Raw genomic sequence first — 15,627 nt, forward strand, 5'->3', positions numbered from 1 at the left:
CTACACTTTCTGGTTTGTCCGGCAGGCAGGAAGTCTCCGGCACCTGGCCGGGTGCGGAGGCTTAACGGCTGCCCTTCTGGATGAATTCGATCTTGTAGCCATCCGGGTCTTCGACGAAGGCAATCACCGTGGTGCCATGCTTCATCGGCCCGGCCTCGCGAACGACCCGTCCACCCTTGGCGCGCACTGCCTCACAGGCGGCAGCGGCATCATCGACTTCGATGGCAATGTGCCCGTAGGCATTGCCCAGCTCGTAGCTGCTGGTATCCCAGTTATGGGTCAGCTCCAGCACCGTATGCGCGGCTTCGTCACCGTAACCGACGAAGGCCAGGGTGAATTTTCCCTCCGGAAAATCCTGACGACGCAGAAGGCGCATTCCGAGCACCTCTTGATAGAAAGCCAAAGAGCGCTCAAGGTTCCCCACGCGCAGCATGGTATGCAACATTCTCATCTGAAATTCTCCTTTCAATGACAATTTTCCACCGGTTTCACCCGGCACGGGCAGCATATTTATCCGAAATCAAACAACTGCTCACCATGCTGGCGCAGCCAGCTGCGTGCTTCGCGCCATGCCGGAAACAGCCGCCCGGTTTCCTGCCAGAAGGCCGGTGAATGATTCATGTGGCGCAGATGGGCCAATTCATGGGCAATCACATAGTCCAGAATGTCAGCGGGGGCCTGGATCAGGCGCCAGTTGAGCCGTATCCGCCCATCCTGATGGCAGGAGCCCCAGCGGGTACGTGCAGAGCTCAGCAGCAAGGGACCTGGCTCGCGTGCCGCCAGAGGTGCCAGTCGGCGCCACTGGCGCGGAAACTGCTCGGCCGCCTGGCAAAACAGGAAATGCGCTACCTGCTCGCGCACCGCCGACGGCTGGCCACCGACCCACAGCGTGTCGCCCTCCTGCCTGACCGTGGCGGGGCCACGGGGATCGTGCTGCAACGAGAGCACCCTCCCCTGCAGCAGCAGTTGCCCGGGCGGCGCACTGCGCCGCACGTGAACAGCTTGCTGCCGCTGCCAGTGGGCGCGAATCCAGTCGCGTTTGTCATCCAAAACCCGTTGCAGTGTCGCCAGGGGGACGCGCGGATGGGCCGCCAATTCGATGCGACCGTCCGCAATGCGTATCCCGATGGTTTTGCGCACCCGGCGCGTCACCACAACCTCGGCGTCAATCCCCTCAGGCAGCGCGAGTGTCGGCATGTTGCTTGGCACGGCCGGCGCAGGGGCCCACGCCCCCGATTTCCTGCTGACGGGCTTCGATCCAGTCGGCGGCCTCGGCCATCAGGTCTTCGGCATGCTTGCCGGGCGCCGGGACAATCGCCGGCCCGATGACCAGGGTAATCATCCCCGGATATTTCAGGAAGGAATTGCGCGGCCAGAATTCGCCGGCATTATGCGCCACCGGCACCAGCGGAATCTGCAGATCGATCGCCATGCGTGCGGCTCCCAGCTTGTACTTGCCGCGTACCCCCGGCTTGACCCGCGTCCCTTCCGGAAACACGGTGATCCAGAAGCCATGCGAGAGTCGTTCACGGCCCTGCTCGAGGATCTGCTGATTGGCGCGGGCACGATCGGAGCGGTTGATCATGATGGCGTTCATCAGAGCCAGTCCCCAGCCGAAGATCGGAATCCACAGCAGTTCGCGCTTGGCGACGTAGATCTGGTACGGAAAGATGGTCTGCAGCGACAGCGTCTCCCAGCCGGACTGGTGCTTGGCGCAAATAATCGAGGGCGTGTCCGGAATATGCTCGCGACCGATGACCTGATACTTCAGGCCGATCACGTTTTCCAGCATCCACATCAATACCTTGGTCCAGGCCACACCAAGGAAATGACGCCGACGGCGCGGCAGCGGTGCCAGCAAGAGCAGGAACAGGAAAAACAGGGTGGTGGTGATCGCCAGCACCACCCAATAGAGAAGGTTGCGGATCCAGAGCTGCATCGGGGCCCTTTGTGCTTATTGGTAATCGGGGGAATGAATCAGGTATTCGGCCGCATCATAGAGGTTGTCGAAGACCTTGGTGTGTTCCGGCAGGCCACCATTGGCCAGGGTCTTGTGCCCCTTTCCGGTCTTGACCAGGATGGGCTGACCGCCGGCGGCGTCGATGGCCTGCAGGTCACGCAGGCTGTCGCCGATCATCGGCGTCTCTTCCGGACGGACATGGAAACGCTCGGTAATTTCCAGCACCATGCCCGGCTCGGGCTTGCGGCACTTGCACTGGTCGTTGTTGGTATGCGGGCAGAACACCACGGCATCGATGCGCCCGCCCGCCTGATTGACCAGACGGTGCATTTTCTCGTGCATGGCATTGAGGGCATGCATGTCGAACAGGCCGCGACCGAGACCCGACTGGTTGGTGGCGACGACGACACGCCATCCTGCCTGGGTCAGATTGGCAATCGCCTCCAGGCTGTCGGTAATCGGTACCCATTCGGCCGGCGTCTTGACGAAGTCGTCACGATCTTCGTTGATGACGCCATCACGGTCGAGAATCACCAGTTTCATGCTTACCTCCAGATGGCAAAAACCGGGGCGCTGGGCGCCCCGGCAGAGTGACTGGCGAAGACTTACTCGGCCAGCAGCGAGATGTCGGCCACGCGGTTGAACAGCGCAGACAGACGGGCCAGCAGCGCCAGGCGGTTGGCACGCACAGCCAGGTCTTCCGCCATGACCATGACGCCATCGAAGAAGGCGTCCACCGGCTCCTTCAGGCTCGACAGGGCGGCCAGCGCGGCGGCAAAGTCATGTGCGGCAAACTGGGCCTCGACCGTCGGCGACAGCGCCTCCAGGGCGGCAAACAGGGACTTCTCCGCATCGTGCTGGAACAGCGCGACATCGATCCGGCCCTCTTCGCCGCTGGTTTTCTTCAGCAGGTTCTTCACGCGCTTGTTGGCCGCGGCCAGGGTGGCGGCGGCAGGCAGACGCTTGAACTGGGCCACGGCCGCCAGGACAGCCGGCACCTCGTGGATGGCCGACGGCGCCAGTGCCAGCACGGCCTCGACTTCATCGCCCTGATACTCGGCCACCAGATAGTTCTTCAGGCGGTCCTGGCAGAAGCCGAACACCTCTTCAACCACGGACGGCGACAGCAGACCGGGGGCGAAGGCACCGGCGGTCAGCTGCAGCAGGTCGCGCAGGTCGAGCGGGTTGGCCAGCAACATGCGCAGCACGCCCAGGGCGGCACGGCGCAGGGCGAACGGATCCTTGTCGCCGGACGGGATCAGGCCGATCCCCCAGATACCGACCAGGGTTTCCAGCTTGTCGGCCAGCGCCACGGCAGTGGCCACCGGGCTTTGCGGCAGGCTGTCACCGGCGAAGCGCGGATGGTAATGCCCCTCGATGGCAGCGGCGACTTCCGGGTGCTCGCCGTCGATTTCGGCGTAGTACATCCCCATGATGCCCTGCAGTTCGGGGAACTCGCCGACCATGTCGGACACCAGGTCGGCCTTGGCCAGCTGTGCGGCACGTTCCGCCAGCGCGGCATCGGCGCCCAGGCGGCCGGCAATGCCGCCGGCAATCAGCTGCAGGCGCTCGACGCGCTGCCACTGGCTGCCGATCTTGTTGTGATAGACCACGTCGGCCAGACGCGACAGGCGCGACTCCAGCCGCACCTTCTGGTCCTGCTCGAAGAAGAACTTGGCGTCGGACAGGCGGGCACGCAGCACGCGCTCGTTACCGCCAATGATGGCCGTGGGGTCGCGTGCCTCGAGGTTGGAGACCAGCAGGAAGCGGTTCTTCAGCTTGCCGGTGGCGTCCAGCAGCGGGAAATACTTCTGGTTCTGCTGCATGGTCAGAATCAGACACTCTTGCGGCACCTTGAGGAAGTCGGCATCGAAGCCGGCTTCCAGCACCACCGGCCACTCGACCAGCGCCGCCACTTCGTCAAACAGCGACTCGTCGGCAGCGATGGTGGCGCCCTGCTGGGCGGCAGCCTCTGTCAGGCGATGGTGAATCAGCTCGCGGCGCGAATCAAAGCTGGCCACCACACGGCCACGCTCGAACATCACCCGGGCATAGGTATCGGCATCCGGCAGGCTGACCGGACCGCTGCACAGGAAGCGGTGCCCCAGGGTCTCGCGACCGCTCTTCAGCCCCAGTACTTCGCCGTCAATGACGTCGGCGCCATGCAGCATGACCAGGCCATGCACCGGGCGCACGAACTGGTGCTCGGAGTCGCCCCAGCGCATCAGTTTGGGCGCCGGCAGCTTCTTCAGCGCCGTGGCCACGATGGCCGACAGCACCTCGCTCAGTGCCTGGCCGGCCTTGACGGTCTGGAAGGCATAGACATCCTGCTTGCCGTCATGCAGCGTGGTCAGGTCGGCGACCTCGACACCGCAGGAGCGGGCAAAGCCGACCAGCGCCGGGGTCGGGGCACCATTCTTCATGCCGGCCGATACGGCCGGGCCCTTGCGCACGATATGCTGCTCCGGCTGAACCGGCAGCACTTGCGGCAAGGTGACCGCCAGACGGCGCGGGCTGGCATAGACGGTGGCCGCTGCATCGGCAGCAACAAACTGCATTTTCTTCAGTTCTTCGCTGATGGTGTCAGCAAAGCTGGCCGCCAGCCTGGGCAGAGCCTTGGGCGGCAATTCCTCGGTGAGGAGTTCGATCAACAGGGTAGCGTTCATGGCTTATTCGGGTTTCTTGCGAGAGGCAGGGTTGCTGCACACCAGGTCGATCATCGCTGCCGCCAGGGTGTCCTGGTAGACCGGAAGCCATTTCCAGGCATAACGGGGCAGCGGATACATGGTCGACCAGACATGCCGGTTGGTGTCGGTATAAAAGTCGGTGCTCACCAGCACATACTGGTACTTCTTGCAGTCGACATAACCGGTGGTGCGGCGAATCCAGTAATCGACCTGATAGTTCTTGTCGTGCTGACGCTGGGTGAAGCGCTCCTGGTTGACGAAGTGCGCCAGGCCATCCGGCTCCTGCCAGATCGAATTGCGGTCGAGCGACAGTTCCAGCGCGCTGCCGCGCTGATACACCTGCCAGTCGGCAATGCGTTCGGCCGCTGCCGGCATGGCGCTGGCAGCGAGGCACAGGGTCAGCCAGAGAGCGTGTTTCATCCGGCATCCTTCGGACACATCGGGAAGCCCAGGGCTTCACGCGAGTCGTAGTAGGCTTGTGCCACCTGACGTGCCAGCGCACGAATGCGGCCGATATAGGCGGCGCGTTCGGTCACCGAGATGGCGCCACGGGCATCCAGCAGGTTGAAGTTGTGCGCGGCCTTGAGGATCATCTCGTAGCCCGGCAGCGGCAGGCCGGCGTCCAGCAGACGTTTGGCCTCGCTCTCGAAGTGGTTGAACTGCTCGAACAGGAACGGCACGTTGGAGTGCTCGAAGTTGTAGCGCGACTGCTCGACTTCGTTCTGATGGAATACGTCGCCGTAGCTGACCTTCTGACCGTTCGGGTAGACGGTCCAGGTGAGGTCGTAGACGTTTTCCACGCCCTGCAGGTACATCGCCAGACGCTCCAGGCCATAGGTGATTTCCCCCAGCACCGGACGACAATCCAGACCGCCAACCTGCTGGAAGTAGGTGAACTGCGTCACTTCCATGCCGTTGAGCCAGACTTCCCAGCCCAGGCCCCAGGCGCCCAGGGTCGGGTTTTCCCAGTCATCCTCGACAAAACGGATGTCATGGATGGTCGGGTCGATGCCCAGCTCGCGCAGCGAGCCCAGGTACAGCTCCTGGATATTGGACGGCGACGGCTTCAGCACCACCTGGAACTGGTAGTAATGCTGCAGGCGGTTGGGGTTTTCGCCATAACGGCCATCTTTCGGACGGCGCGACGGTTGCACGTAGGCCGCATTCCACGGCTCGGGCCCGATCGAGCGCAGGAAGGTCGCGGTATGCGAGGTACCCGCGCCCATTTCCATATCGTAAGGCTGCAGCAGTGCACACCCCTGGCGGTTCCAGTAGTTCTGCAGCGTAAGGATAATTTCCTGAAAAGTAAGCATAACGCCGTTCAGCAAAGAGAAAATTAAACGTCGATTCTACCGTTTAGTCACGCGCTGGGAAAGCAATGCCCACTGCCTTGTGGTGAATCGACGCCTTTCGGCGCTGTTCTGCGCCATTTTGCCGGACCAGACAGGCAAACCAGCAAAAAGCCCCTGCCTGACGAAGCAGGCAGGGGCTGGCAGACACCAAGGACGGACTTATGCCCAGTCGAGGATCACCTTGCCGGACTGGCCGGACAGCATGGCGTCGAAGCCTTGCTGGAAATCATCGATCTTGTAGTGGTGGGTGATGATCGGGGTGATATCCAGACCCGACTGGATCAGCGCCACCATCTTGTACCAGGTCTCGAACATTTCCCGACCATAGATGCCCTTGATTTCCAGACCCTTGAAGATCACCTGGTTCCAGTCGATGGCGGTATTGGCCGGCGGAATGCCCAGCAGCGCAATCTTGCCGCCATGGTTCATGGTTTCCAGCATCTGGCGGAAGGCCTGCGGGTTGCCGGACATTTCCAGACCCACATCGAAGCCTTCGCACATATGCAGCTCGCCCATCACCTCGCGCAGGTCTTCCTTGGCCACATTGACGGCGCGGCTGGCGCCCATCTTGCGCGCCAGTTCCAGGCGATATTCATTGACGTCGGTGATCACCACATGGCGGGCGCCGACATGTTTGGCAATGGCCACGGCCATGATGCCGATCGGACCGGCACCGGTAATCAGGACGTCTTCACCGACCAGATTGAACGACAGGGCGGTATGCACGGCATTGCCGAACGGGTCGAAGATCGAGGCCAGATCGTCCGTGATGTCCGGCGGCAGCTTGAAGGCGTTGAAAGCCGGGATGACCAGGTATTCGGCAAAGGCGCCTTCGCGGTTGACGCCCACGCCGACGGTATTGCGGCACAGGTGGCGACGACCGGCACGGCAGTTACGGCAATAGCCACAGGTGATGTGGCCTTCGCCGGAGACGCGGTCACCAATTTCGAAGCCCTTCACCTCCGAGCCCATGCCGGCGACCACACCGACATATTCGTGGCCGACATGCATCGGTACCGGGATGGTCTTTTGTGCCCACTCGTCCCAGTTGTAGATATGGATGTCGGTGCCGCAGATGGCGGTCTTGACGATCTTGATCAGCAGGTCGTTATGACCGACTTCGGGTTTTTGCACGTCGGTCAGCCACAGACCGCGTTCAGACTTGAGTTTTGCCAACGCTTTCATTTTTTCTCTCCCTGGCGCGGATCGAGCCGCGCCGGTTGTGTTCATTGCCCGGGGAAGACCCCCTTCCCCGGTCCCTGCATCAGGCGATCACGCCCAGTTCGCGGCCGACACGGATGAAGGCATTGACCGTGTGCTCGACCTGTTCCGGTGTGTGGGCGGCCGACATTTGCGTACGGATGCGTGCCTTGCCCTTGGGCACAACCGGGAAGGAGAAGCCAATGACGTACACCCCTTCCGACAGCAGGGCGGCAGCCATTTCACCCGCCAGGCGGGCATCGCCCAGCATGACCGGAATGATCGGATGCTGGCCCGGTACCAGGGTAAAGCCGGCAGCAGTCATTTTCTGGCGGAACAGTTCGGCATTGCGCTTGAGATTGGCACGCAGTTTGGCACCATCCTGCTCAATGATTTCCAGCACCTTGAGGCTGGCGGCGGTGATGGCCGGTGCCAGGCTATTGGAGAACAGATAGGGGCGCGAGCGCTGGCGCAGCAGCTCGACAATCGCCTTGCGGCCGGACACATAGCCACCGGAGGCGCCCCCCAGGGCCTTGCCCAGGGTGCCGGTGTAAATGTCGATGCGATCGGCAACGCCGCACAGTTCCGGCGTGCCGGCGCCGGTCTCGCCGATGAAGCCGACGGCATGCGAGTCATCGACCATCACCAGGGCACCATAGCGGTCAGCCACTTCGCACAGCGACTTGAGGTCGGCGATGATGCCGTCCATGGAGAACACCCCATCGGTCACCACCAGCTTGAAACGGGCCCCGGCTTCGTCGGCGGCCTTGAGCTGGGTTTCCAGATCGCTCATGTCGTTGTTCTTGTAGCGATAGCGCTTGGCCTTGCACAGGCGCACGCCATCGATGATCGACGCATGGTTCAGTTCGTCGGAGATGACCGCATCCTCTTCGCCCAGCAGGGTTTCGAACACGCCGCCATTGGCGTCGAAGCAGCTGGAATAGAGGATGGTGTCGTCGGTCTTGAGAAAGCGCGAGATGGCGGCTTCCAGATCCTTGTGTACCTGTTGGGTACCGCAGATAAAGCGTACCGAGGCACAGCCGTAGCCGTACTTGTCCAGACCGGCCTTGGCTGCCTCGATCAGGCGCGGGTCATCGGCCAGGCCAAGATAGTTGTTGGCGCAGAAGTTCAGCACGTGCTTGCCGTTGCCCAGGGCAACGTCAGGCCCTTGCGGTGTGGCAATCACGCGTTCCGGCTTTTCGAACCCGTCAGCGCGGATTTGCGCCAGGGTTGCATCCAAATGGGCGAGATAGGTGTGGTTCATGGCATTGACTCATGATTTGAGGGAAAAAAGGCACGTGGCCGCTCACTCGCGCTTGTTGCTGCGCGATGGAGTTGGACCGTTGCCGGCCGCAATAGGCTGCCACTGTGCCGCATAAAATGCTGTTCTCTTTTTTAGCCGCGCTTGAGCAGACGCGCGGCATCCATGGCGAAATACGTCAGGATACCGTCCGCACCGGCGCGCTTGAAGGCCAGCAGACTCTCCATCATGCAGGCTTCTTCGTTCAGCCAGCCGTTGGCAAAAGCCGCCTTGAGCATGGCGTATTCACCGGAGACCTGATAAGCATAGGTCGGCACGCCGAAGGTATCCTTGACGCGGCGGATCACATCCAGATAAGGCATGCCCGGCTTGATCATCACCATGTCGGCACCTTCCTGCAGATCCATCGCCACTTCCTGCAGGGCTTCGTCGCTGTTGGCCGGGTCCATCTGGTAGGTGTATTTGTTGCCCTTGCCCAGATTGCCGCTCGATCCCACGGCATCGCGGAACGGACCGTAGAAGCTGGAGGCGTACTTGGCCGAGTAAGCCAGAATCTTGGTGTGAATGTGGCCGTGGCCTTCCAGCTCTTCACGCAGGTAGCCGATGCGACCGTCCATCATGTCGGACGGGCCGAGGACATCAACGCCGGCCGCCGCATGGCACAGCCCCTGCTTGATGAGGATTTCCACCGTCTCGTCATTGAGCACATAGCCATTGTCGTCGATCACGCCATCCTGACCGTGGATGGTGTAGGGATCGAGCGCCAGATCGGTCATGACCCCCAGTTCGGGGAAGCGGGCCTTCAGGGCGCGCACCACGGTCGGTACCAGTCCCTCGTCGTTATAAGCCTCTTCCGCCTGATTGCTCTTGCCACCTTCGATCACCGGGAACAGCGAAATCAGCGGAATGCCCAGCTCGAGCATTTCTTCTGCGGTATGCAGCAGCAGATCCAGGCTCTGGCGCTCGACGCCCGGCATCGAGACCACCGGCTGGCTGCGCTTTTCGCCTTCCAGCACGAATACCGGGTAGATCAGATCGTTGGCCGTCAGCACGTTTTCGCGCATCAGGCGGCGGGAGAAATCATCACGGCGCATGCGACGCATGCGCGCAAAAGGAAAATCGCGATTGGCAAAAATCATTTCTGGTCTTTTTCTGGAGAATGAGGGGAAGGCGAAGGGGCTTCATCGGCGCCATCCGCAGGAGGTACGGCCATCCGGCCGGGGATCTGTGGCGGCGGCTCAAGACGCGCCAGCCGCGCGAGGATGCCCGCGACGGTGGCGATCGGTCCGGCGATGATCAGAACCCAGAACCAGGTGGCATGCAGCAGATTCATTATTCCATGGCTTAAATAATGACAAGGCTATTGTACGCCGATTGACATGATGCGCATCAGTTTTGGCCGATATAGGTCAAAAAGCTGGCAGATAAAGGCGATCACGTCCGCAAACAAAAACGGCCCTTGCAAGGCAGGGGCCGTTTGGCTGTCGACAAGGCCGACGCTCAGGCGAAGAAGTCTTTCAGCTTGTCCATAAACGACTTGGCGCGCGGATTATGCACGGTGTCGTCGTTCTGGCTGAGCTCTTCGAACTCGCGCAGCAGTTCTTTCTGGCGTTCGTTCAGGTTGACCGGGGTTTCCACCACCACATGGCACATCAGGTCGCCATAGGTATTGCCACGCACGGCCTTGATACCCTTGCCGCGCAGGCGATAGACCTTGCCGCTCTGGGTTTCGGCGCTGATCTTGACCTTGGCCATACCGTCCAGCGTCGGAATTTCGACCTCACCGCCCAGGGCGGCCGTGGCAAAGCTGATCGGCATTTCGCAATGCAGATCCATGCCTTCGCGCTGGAAGACCTGGTGCGGCTTGATGTGGGTCACCACATACAGGTCGCCGTTCGGTCCGCCGTTTTCGCCCGGCTCGCCCTCGCCTGCCAGACGGATGCGGTCCCCCTCATCCACGCCGGCCGGAATCTTGACGTTGAGCGTCTTGGTGGTCTTGACCTGACCGGCACCGTGGCACTTGGGACACGGGTCGGTGATCTGCTTGCCGCTGCCATGGCAGGTCGGGCAGGTCTGCTGCACCGAGAAGAAGCCCTGGCTCATCCGCACCTGACCATGGCCGCCGCAGGTGGCGCAGGTCTTGGGCTGGGTGCCCGGCTTGGCGCCGGAGCCATGGCAGGTATCGCAGTGTTCGTGCGCCGGGATGCGGATCTGCCGCTCGCAACCGCGAGCGGCTTCTTCCAGGGTGATCTCCATGTTGTAGCGCAGGTCTGCGCCACGGAACACCTGGGAACGACCGCCACCGGCACGTCCGCCACCGAAGATATCGCCGAAGATATCCGAGAAGGCGTCGGAGAAGTCACCAAAACCCTGGCCGCCACGGAAGCCACCGGCACCGGCATTCTGATCCACGCCGGCATGGCCGAACTGGTCATAGGCGGCACGCTTCTGGCTGTCAGACAGGATCTCGTAGGCTTCCTTCACCTGCTTGAACTTGTCTTCGGCTTCCTTGCTGTCCGGGTTGCGGTCCGGGTGGTACTTCATCGCCAGTTTGCGATAGGCTTTCTTGATGTCCTCGTCGGAGGCATCGCGATTCACGCCCAGTACGTCGTAGTAATCTCGTTTTGACATGTGCTTGACCATTGCACAAAGCCCCCGTGCGGGAGCTTTGTGTTTTCAGTGGAACGATAGACTACGCTTACTTCTTGTCTTTGACTTCTTCGAACTCGGCATCGACCACATTGCCTTCGTCCTTGGCACCCGCTGCCGCGGCAGACGGCTGCTCGCCCTCACCGGCCTGGGCAGCATACATTTGCTCGGCCAGCTTGTGCGACACCTTCATCAGTGCTTCGACCTTGGCATCGATGGCTTCCTTGTCCTCGCCCTTGAGCACTTCTTCGGCTTCCTTGATGGCCGCCTCGATGGCACTCTTTTCTTCGGCGGAGACCTTGTCGCCGAAATCAACCAGCGACTTCTTCACCGAGTGAACCAGCGATTCGCCCTGGTTGCGGGCGGTGACCAGCTCATGCAGCTTGCGGTCTTCTTCGGCATTGGCTTCGGCATCCTTCACCATGGCCTGGATTTCCGCTTCGGACAGACCGCTGGAAGCCTGGATGGTGATGTTGGCCTGCTTGCCGGTCGCCTTGTCCTTGGCGCTGACATGCAGAATGCCGTTGGCGTCGATGTCGAAGGTCACTTCGATCTGCGGCATGCCGCGCGGTGCCGGCGGGATGTCCGACAGGTTGAACTGACCCAGGCTCTTGTTGGCGGAAGCGCGTTCGCGCTCACCCTGCAGCACGTGAATGGTCACGGCAGTCTGGTTATCTTCCGCGGTCGAGAAGGTCTGGGTGGCCTTGGTCGGGATCGTGGTGTTCTTCTGGATCAGCTTGGTCATGATGCTGCCCATGGTCTCGATACCCAGCGACAGCGGGGTCACGTCGAGCAGCAGCACGTCCTTGCGCTCACCGGACAGCACCGAACCCTGGATCGCGGCACCGACGGCCACGGCTTCGTCCGGGTTCACGTCACGGCGCGGTTCCTTGCCGAAGAATTCCTTGACCTTGTCCAGGACCTTGGGCATCCGGGTCTGACCGCCGACCAGGATCACGTCGCTGATCTCGTTGATCGACAGGCCGGCATCCTTCAGGGCCACGCGGCAAGGTTCGATCGAACGCTCGATCAGGTCTTCCACCAGCGATTCGAACTTGGCACGGGTGATCTTCATCGCCAGGTGCTTCGGACCGGTGGCATCCATGGTGATGTACGGCAGATTGACTTCGGTCTGCTGGCTGGAGGACAGCTCGATCTTGGCCTTTTCGGCGGCTTCCTTCAGGCGTTGCAGCGCCATCACGTCCTGCTTCAGGTCCACGCCCTGGTCGCGCTTGAACTCGGCGATGATGTAGTCAATCAGGCGCTGGTCGAAGTCTTCGCCGCCCAGGAAGGTGTCACCGTTGGTCGACAGTACTTCGAACTGGTGCTCGCCATCCACATCGGCGATTTCGATGATCGAGATGTCGAAGGTACCGCCACCCAGGTCATAGACGGCAATCTTGCGGTCGCCTTCCTGCTTGGCCAGACCGAAGGCCAGTGCGGCGGCGGTCGGCTCGTTGATGATGCGCTTGACTTCCAGACCGGCGATGCGGCCGGCGTCCTTGGTGGCCTGGCGCTGGCTGTCGTTGAAGTAGGCCGGTACGGTGATCACCGCTTCGGTCACTTCTTCGCCCAGATAGTCTTCGGCAGCCTTCTTCATCTTGCGCAGCACTTCGGCGGAGATTTGCGGCGGTGCCAGTTCGTTGTCGCGCACATTGACCCAGGCATCACCGTTCTTGGCCTTGGTGATCTGGAAAGGCATCAGGTCGATGTCCTTCTGGACTTCCTTGTCTTCGAAGCGGCGGCCGATCAGGCGCTTGATGGCGTACAGGGTGTTCTTCGGGTTGGTGACGGCCTGACGCTTGGCCGGGGCACCGACCAGGATTTCACCATCTTCCATGTAGGCGATGATCGACGGCGTGGTGCGGTTGCCTTCGGCGTTTTCGACCACTTTCGGATTACCGTTTTCTACCACGGCGACACAGGAGTTGGTGGTGCCGAGGTCAATACCAATGATTTTGCCCATATTCATTATTCCTTTGCTCTGTGAAACCGCGTGGATTCAGCGGCTTCCTTGATCATGTTTTGCAAGTCGTGGCGAAGTCCGGCTTTTTCAAGAGGGCTTTGCCAGCAGATTCAGTGTCTTACTTTGCCACCACCACCATGGCCGGTCGCAGCAGACGATCTGCAATGGCATAGCCCTTTTGCATCACGCGCACGACGGTATTGGTCTCGGCTTCCGCATCTTCGCTGCTGATGGCCTGGTGCTTGTGCGGGTCGAGCGGCTGGCCCAGCGGATTGATCTCTTCGATCTGCACTTTTTCAAAGGCACCGGCCAGCTGCTTCAGGGTCAGGTCGACACCGAACTTGAGGTTGTCGAACTGGCCGCTTTGGTCGGCCAGTGCCATTTCCAGGCTGTCCTTGACGCTCAGCAGCTCCATGGCGAACTTGTTGATGGCGTACTTGTGCGCACTGGCCAGCTCTTCCTGATGGCGGCGGCGCAGGTTCTCCATATCGGCCTTGCTGCGCAGATACTGATCCTTGACCTGCGCCAGCTCGGCCTCCAGCACCCCAATGCGCTCTTCGGCCGTGGCTTCACTGATGATGTCAGTATGCGTTTCCGTCGATTCGACGGCATCAGCGGCTTCTGCGCTGACGTTTTCCGGTTTTTCCTGCATGGTGGGTCCTCAATGGCACGGCTGTGACAAATGTTAACTCTGAGCAAAGTAGGGTCTTTGGCGGCGAATTCAAGAGGTCGATGACGAATTCTGCAAAATCTCCATGGAAAGTGAATTTTGCGTCGCAACCACGCCCATGTGCGCTTTTGGCCTCGCTCGTTCGGAAATGCAAAATAAATAGCCCAATCAGGTTTCGTTTTCGGACAATTTTGTTAGTAATTGAAAACAAAAGATTTTTTTGTGCTGCGCCGCACACAAAACAGATTATTTATGCTTAAATGGCTCCACAACAAAAGCGTCATATGACGTTTACAGCGCCCCTCCCCCATCGCAGCGGGGCGCCACAAAGAGAGAACGGCCCCGGCGAACCCGGACTGCTTTGCCACCGAAGTCAAGCATCCCCTGCCGGTGGCCTCCACGAGGAAAGTCGCCTGGCGACTTGGAAGAAACCTATCGATGAAGGGTAACGTATGACTACTCGCGAACAACGCATTGCCGCCATTCAGAAAGACTGGGACGAGAATCCGCGCTGGAAGGGCATCACCCGCGGTTACAGCGCCGCCGATGTGGAACGCCTGCGCGGCACTGTGCAGATCGAACATACCCTGGCACGCCGTGGTGCCGAAAAGCTGTGGAAACTGATCAACGAAGAGCCGTTCGTCAATGCCCTGGGCGCGCTGACCGGCAACCAGGCCATGCAGCAGGTCAAGGCTGGCCTGAAGGCCATCTATCTGTCCGGCTGGCAAGTCGCTGCCGATGCCAACCTTGGCAGCGAAATGTACCCGGACCAGTCGCTGTACCCGGCCAATTCCGTCCCGGCCGTGGTCAAGCGCATCAACAACACCTTCCAGCGTGCCGACCAGCTGCATCATGCCGAAGGCAATGACGAGATCGACTTCTTCGCCCCGATCGTGGCCGATGCCGAAGCCGGTTTCGGTGGCGTGCTGAACGCCCACGAACTGATGAAGAGCATGATCGAAGCCGGTGCCGCCGGCGTGCACTTCGAAGACCAGCTCGCCTCGGTGAAGAAGTGTGGTCACATGGGTGGCAAGGTGCTGGTACCGAGCCGCGAAGCAGTTGAAAAGCTGATCGCAGCCCGTCTGGCCGCCGACATCTACGGTGTGCCGACCATTCTGGTCGCCCGTACCGATGCCGAAGCCGCCGACCTGCTGACCTCGGATGTGGATGAGCGCGACCGTCCGTTCTGCACTGGTGAGCGCACCGTGGAAGGCTTCTATCGCACCAAGCCGGGTCTGGAACAAGCCATTTCGCGCGGTCTGGCCTACGCGCCGTACGCCGATCTGATCTGGTGTGAGACCGGCAAGCCGGATCTGGAGTACGCGCGCAAGTTCGCCGAAGCGATCCATGCCAAGTTCCCGGGCAAGCTGCTGGCCTACAACTGCTCGCCGTCCTTCAACTGGAAGAAGAACCTGGACGATGCCACCATCGCCAAATTCCAGAAGGAACTCGGCGCCATGGGTTACAAGTTCCAGTTCATCACCCTGGCCGGCTTCCACAGCCTGAACTACTCGATGTTCAACCTGGCTTACGGTTATGCCCGCCAGCAGATGACGGCCTTCGTCGAACTGCAGCAGAACGAATTCGCTGCGGCCGAAAAGGGCTTCACTGCCGTCAAGCACCAGCGCGAAGTCGGTACCGGCTACTTCGACGCCGTGACCCAGACCATTCAGGGTGGCCAGTCTTCGACCACCGCCCTGACCGGCTCGACCGAAGAAGAGCAGTTCCACTGAGCTTCGCAGACCGTCTCACTCGCCGCCCCGCACCGGGGCGGTTTTTCTTTGTGGCAGGCAAAAAAGAAGCCTCTCACTGGGAGGGCTTTTTTTCTGTGCTGCGCTGCAGGCAAAAAAGAAGCCGCGACCTGCGTCGCGGCTTTCAATAT

The 15,627-nt window shown here is 60.9% G+C and carries 15 protein-coding genes; 1 reads left to right on the forward strand and 14 read right to left on the reverse strand.

What is annotated here, in order from left to right:
- Positions 1-61 precede the first annotated feature (61 nt).
- The 14 genes from gloA to grpE form a co-directional block, all read right to left on the reverse strand.
- Positions 62-451, reverse strand: a complete 390-nt coding sequence (gene gloA / locus AACH39_RS07505) for a lactoylglutathione lyase (RefSeq protein ID WP_215781381.1) — start codon at positions 449-451, stop codon at positions 62-64.
- 59 nt (positions 452-510) lie between these two features.
- Positions 511-1,197, reverse strand: a complete 687-nt coding sequence (locus AACH39_RS07510; protein ID WP_338621213.1) for a SprT family zinc-dependent metalloprotease — start codon at positions 1,195-1,197, stop codon at positions 511-513.
- Positions 1,175-1,939: a lysophospholipid acyltransferase family protein gene (locus AACH39_RS07515; RefSeq protein ID WP_215781377.1), complete on the reverse strand. Its 765-nt coding sequence runs from the start codon at positions 1,937-1,939 to the stop codon at positions 1,175-1,177. Before AACH39_RS07515 ends, AACH39_RS07510 begins: the two co-directional genes overlap by 23 nt.
- 15 nt (positions 1,940-1,954) lie before the next feature.
- A complete protein-coding gene (gmhB, locus tag AACH39_RS07520) occupies positions 1,955-2,503 on the reverse strand; it encodes a D-glycero-beta-D-manno-heptose 1,7-bisphosphate 7-phosphatase (RefSeq protein WP_338621214.1) in 549 nt (182 codons plus the stop codon).
- A gap of 62 nt (positions 2,504-2,565) precedes the next feature.
- The gene (glyS, locus tag AACH39_RS07525; RefSeq protein ID WP_338621215.1) at positions 2,566-4,626 is read right to left on the reverse strand and encodes a glycine--tRNA ligase subunit beta; all 2,061 of its coding nucleotides are present in this window, start codon (positions 4,624-4,626) and stop codon (positions 2,566-2,568) included.
- 3 nt (positions 4,627-4,629) lie between these two features.
- Positions 4,630-5,067, reverse strand: a complete 438-nt coding sequence (locus AACH39_RS07530; RefSeq protein WP_215781370.1) for a surface-adhesin E family protein — start codon at positions 5,065-5,067, stop codon at positions 4,630-4,632.
- Positions 5,064-5,960 (reverse strand): glycine--tRNA ligase subunit alpha, encoded by an 897-nt coding sequence (gene glyQ, locus AACH39_RS07535; RefSeq protein ID WP_215781368.1) that lies wholly within the window; start codon positions 5,958-5,960, stop codon positions 5,064-5,066. Before glyQ ends, AACH39_RS07530 begins: the two co-directional genes overlap by 4 nt.
- A gap of 198 nt (positions 5,961-6,158) precedes the next feature.
- Entirely contained in the window at positions 6,159-7,184 is a 1,026-nt protein-coding gene (gene tdh, locus AACH39_RS07540) for an L-threonine 3-dehydrogenase (RefSeq protein ID WP_215781366.1), read from the reverse strand.
- A gap of 79 nt (positions 7,185-7,263) precedes the next feature.
- Positions 7,264-8,463 (reverse strand): glycine C-acetyltransferase, encoded by a 1,200-nt coding sequence (locus AACH39_RS07545; protein WP_215781364.1) that lies wholly within the window; start codon positions 8,461-8,463, stop codon positions 7,264-7,266.
- Positions 8,464-8,594: 131 nt separating this feature from the next.
- Entirely contained in the window at positions 8,595-9,599 is a 1,005-nt protein-coding gene (hemB, locus tag AACH39_RS07550) for a porphobilinogen synthase (protein ID WP_215781360.1), read from the reverse strand.
- Complete coding sequence (locus tag AACH39_RS07555; protein ID WP_215781358.1) at positions 9,596-9,793, reverse strand: hypothetical protein; 198 nt, start codon at positions 9,791-9,793, stop codon at positions 9,596-9,598. The genes hemB and AACH39_RS07555 overlap by 4 nt, the downstream gene beginning before the upstream one ends.
- A gap of 167 nt (positions 9,794-9,960) precedes the next feature.
- Positions 9,961-11,091 carry a molecular chaperone DnaJ gene (dnaJ, locus tag AACH39_RS07560; RefSeq protein ID WP_215781356.1) on the reverse strand — a complete coding sequence of 377 codons (1,131 nt, stop codon included), beginning with the start codon at positions 11,089-11,091 and terminating at the stop codon, positions 9,961-9,963.
- Between the two features lie 67 nt (positions 11,092-11,158).
- Positions 11,159-13,075 (reverse strand): molecular chaperone DnaK, encoded by a 1,917-nt coding sequence (gene dnaK / locus AACH39_RS07565; RefSeq protein ID WP_215781354.1) that lies wholly within the window; start codon positions 13,073-13,075, stop codon positions 11,159-11,161.
- Between the two features lie 118 nt (positions 13,076-13,193).
- Positions 13,194-13,727, reverse strand: a complete 534-nt coding sequence (gene grpE, locus AACH39_RS07570; protein ID WP_215781351.1) for a nucleotide exchange factor GrpE — start codon at positions 13,725-13,727, stop codon at positions 13,194-13,196.
- Between the two features lie 470 nt (positions 13,728-14,197).
- Between grpE and aceA the strand changes: the two genes are divergently transcribed.
- Positions 14,198-15,478, forward strand: a complete 1,281-nt coding sequence (gene aceA, locus AACH39_RS07575; RefSeq protein WP_215781348.1) for an isocitrate lyase — start codon at positions 14,198-14,200, stop codon at positions 15,476-15,478.
- Positions 15,479-15,627: the final 149 nt, after the last annotated feature.

This window comes from Paludibacterium flexuosum (genome assembly GCF_037076605.1).
In the GTDB taxonomy this organism is placed as follows: Bacteria; Pseudomonadota; Gammaproteobacteria; order Burkholderiales; family Chromobacteriaceae; genus Paludibacterium.

What these genes read in the sequence shown, in the direction of transcription:
- gmhB (WP_338621214.1), bottom strand. Translation starts at nt 2,503, where the DNA reads ATGAAACTGGTGATTCTCGACCGTGATGGCGTCATCAACGAAGATCGT.
- AACH39_RS07515 (WP_215781377.1), bottom strand. Translation starts at nt 1,939, where the DNA reads ATGCAGCTCTGGATCCGCAACCTTCTCTATTGGGTGGTGCTGGCGATC.
- glyS (WP_338621215.1), bottom strand. Translation starts at nt 4,626, where the DNA reads ATGAACGCTACCCTGTTGATCGAACTCCTCACCGAGGAATTGCCGCCC.
- dnaK (WP_215781354.1), bottom strand. Translation starts at nt 13,075, where the DNA reads ATGGGCAAAATCATTGGTATTGACCTCGGCACCACCAACTCCTGTGTC.
- AACH39_RS07510 (WP_338621213.1), bottom strand. Translation starts at nt 1,197, where the DNA reads ATGCCGACACTCGCGCTGCCTGAGGGGATTGACGCCGAGGTTGTGGTG.
- hemB (WP_215781360.1), bottom strand. Translation starts at nt 9,599, where the DNA reads ATGATTTTTGCCAATCGCGATTTTCCTTTTGCGCGCATGCGTCGCATG.
- AACH39_RS07545 (WP_215781364.1), bottom strand. Translation starts at nt 8,463, where the DNA reads ATGAACCACACCTATCTCGCCCATTTGGATGCAACCCTGGCGCAAATC.
- tdh (WP_215781366.1), bottom strand. Translation starts at nt 7,184, where the DNA reads ATGAAAGCGTTGGCAAAACTCAAGTCTGAACGCGGTCTGTGGCTGACC.
- AACH39_RS07530 (WP_215781370.1), bottom strand. Translation starts at nt 5,067, where the DNA reads ATGAAACACGCTCTCTGGCTGACCCTGTGCCTCGCTGCCAGCGCCATG.
- aceA (WP_215781348.1), top strand. Translation starts at nt 14,198, where the DNA reads ATGACTACTCGCGAACAACGCATTGCCGCCATTCAGAAAGACTGGGAC.
- grpE (WP_215781351.1), bottom strand. Translation starts at nt 13,727, where the DNA reads ATGCAGGAAAAACCGGAAAACGTCAGCGCAGAAGCCGCTGATGCCGTC.
- gloA (WP_215781381.1), bottom strand. Translation starts at nt 451, where the DNA reads ATGAGAATGTTGCATACCATGCTGCGCGTGGGGAACCTTGAGCGCTCT.
- dnaJ (WP_215781356.1), bottom strand. Translation starts at nt 11,091, where the DNA reads ATGTCAAAACGAGATTACTACGACGTACTGGGCGTGAATCGCGATGCC.
- glyQ (WP_215781368.1), bottom strand. Translation starts at nt 5,960, where the DNA reads ATGCTTACTTTTCAGGAAATTATCCTTACGCTGCAGAACTACTGGAAC.
- AACH39_RS07555 (WP_215781358.1), bottom strand. Translation starts at nt 9,793, where the DNA reads ATGAATCTGCTGCATGCCACCTGGTTCTGGGTTCTGATCATCGCCGGA.